The sequence below is a fragment of the Streptomyces sp. 13-12-16 genome, assembly GCF_002114215.1.
GTDB lineage: Bacteria > Actinomycetota > Actinomycetes > Streptomycetales > Streptomycetaceae > Streptomyces.
Window position 1 is genome coordinate 1 of record NZ_NCTE01000400.1, and the last position, 2,233, is coordinate 2,233.

The 2,233-nt window shown below is 75.6% G+C and carries 2 protein-coding genes and 1 pseudogene; 2 read left to right on the forward strand and 1 reads right to left on the reverse strand.

Going from position 1 to position 2,233, the window contains the following annotated elements:
* On the forward strand, positions 1-686 hold a 686-nt coding region (locus B7767_RS16350; protein ID WP_256923465.1), incomplete at its 5' end, for a lyase family protein.
* Positions 683-1,798, forward strand: coding sequence for a 3-oxoadipate enol-lactonase (gene pcaD / locus B7767_RS16355; protein ID WP_085572833.1), 1,116 nt, complete (start codon positions 683-685; stop codon positions 1,796-1,798). The genes B7767_RS16350 and pcaD, both read left to right, overlap by 4 nt.
* A gap of 170 nt (positions 1,799-1,968) precedes the next feature.
* Here pcaD and B7767_RS16360 read toward each other — a convergent pair.
* A pseudogene (locus B7767_RS16360) lies at positions 1,969-2,233 on the reverse strand (hypothetical protein); the annotation flags it as partial.

Genomic DNA, 2,233 nt, shown 5'->3' on the forward strand with positions numbered 1-2,233 from the left:
GTGCGTACGCCCGTGAACTGGGCCTCGCGGAACCGCCGTTGCCCTGGCACACGCTCCGCACGCCGGTCGCCGACCTCGCCGGCTGCCTCGCCTTCACCGCCGGCGCCCTGGGCAAGCTCGCGGCGGACGTCCTCACCCTCTCCCGTACGGAGGTCGCGGAGGTCGGCGAGGGCAGCGGCGGCGGCTCGTCCGCCATGCCGCACAAGGCGAACCCGGTCCGCTCGACGCTGATCGCGGCGGCGGCCCGGCGGGCGCCGCAGCTCGCGGCCACGCTGTACGGCTCCCTGGTCGCCGAGGACGAACGGCCGGCCGGGGCCTGGCACGCCGAGTGGGAACCGCTCAGGGACCTGCTCCGCCTGGTGGGCGGTGCCGCCCGCGACGCGGCCGAACTGGCCGAAGGCCTGCGGGTGCACCCGGACACGATGCGCGAACACCTCGGCCTCACCCACGGGTTGATCGTCTCCGAGCGGCTCTCCGCCGAACTGGCGCCGGTCCTCGGCCGCGCCCGTGCGAAGGAACTGCTGACGGAACTGGCCCGGCGGGCGTACGAGGAGGGCCGCGACCTCGGCGAACTGCTCGCCCCGGAACCCGGGCTGCAGGGGGTCGACCTCACCGAGGCGACCGACCCCGCCCACTACACCGGCTCCGCCGGAGCCCTCACCGACCGTGCCCTGGAGCGACGTTGACAAGTGAGCTGCTCAATCACCGTACCGAAGGCCCCGCTTCCGCTCCCCCGCTGCTGCTCGGCCCCTCGCTCGGCACGTCGTACGCCCTGTGGGACGAGGTGGCGCCCGAACTGTCGGCCGCGCACCGGGTGGTCCGCTGGGACCTGCCGGGGCACGGCGGTTCGGCGGCGGGGCTGATCGGTCCCGGGGCGACTGTCGGCGATCTCGCCGGTCTGGTGCTCGCGCTCGCCGACGCGCTCGGCATCGAGCGGTTCGCGTACGCGGGCGTCTCGCTGGGCGGTGCGGTGGGGCTGCACCTGGCCGTGCACCATCCCGACCGGCTGTCGTCGCTGGCCGTGATCTGTTCCTCGGCGCACTTCAACGGCGCCGAGCCGTGGCAGGAGCGGGCGGCGCGGGTGCGCGGCGGAGGGCTCGCCGAACTCGCTCAGGGCGCGGACGCCAGGTGGTTCACGTCCGGGTTCACCGTGCCGGGGCTGGTCCGGGACCACCGGGAGGCCGACCCGGAGGCGTACGCCGCCTGCTGTGACGCGCTGGCCGCGTTCGACCTGCGGGACCGGCTGGCGGAGGTGTCCGTGCCGACGCTGCTGGTGGCCGGCCGGGAGGACCCGGCGACGCCGCCCGAACATCTGCGGGAGATCGCGGACGCGGTGCCGGACGCCGCGCTCGTGGAGATCCCCGGTGCCTCGCACCTGGCGCCGGCACAGCGCCCGGAGGCGGTGCTGACCGCGTTGCGGACCCACTTCGACGGGGCCGCCCGGCGCGGTATGGAGGTGCGCCGGGAGGTGCTGGGCGACGCGCATGTGGACCGGGCGCAGGCCGGGCAGACACCGTTCACGGCACGCTTCCAGGACTTCATCTCGCGCTACGCCTGGGGCGAGATCTGGACCGATCCGACCCTCACCCGCCGCGAACGCAGCATGATCACGCTCACGGCACTGGTCGCGCACGGCCACTACGACGAGCTCGCCATGCACGTCCGCGCGGCGCGCCGCAACGGGCTCACCCCCGAGGAGATCGGTGCGGTGCTGCTCCAGACGGCCGTGTACTGCGGGGTCCCGGCGGCGAACTCGGCGTTCGCGACGGCCCGGCGGGTGCTGGCGGAGGAAGAGTGACCGGGGACGCCCCCCCCGGGAGTGCCGCTCGGATCTTGCCGGGGTCGCGGGGTCCGGCACCGTCCTCCCACTGTCCGAGGGGCGTGGGGGGCGCCCTCGCCGCCGGACCCCGCTCGGTCCGGCGGCGAGGCACCGCCCGCTGGAGCCGGCCCGGTCCGGACGGCACCCCTCTAGCGCGGTCCCACGCCCGTCCTGAGCTCCTGCCCGGCACGCTCCACCAGGCCGTCCGCGCCGCAGGAGCGGGCCAGGGCGAGACCGCGTTCGAGGTCGGGGACGGAACGGGCGAGGATGCCGTACTCGACGCGGGCCGCGGCGTGTTCGTACTGGCAGGGGGAGGACTCCAGGTAGGTGACCGCCTGGGCGGCGAGGCGGACCGCGCGCTGGCCGGTCTCCAGGGCGGCGGCGACGCGCAGGGCCTCCCCTATCGCGGTGTCC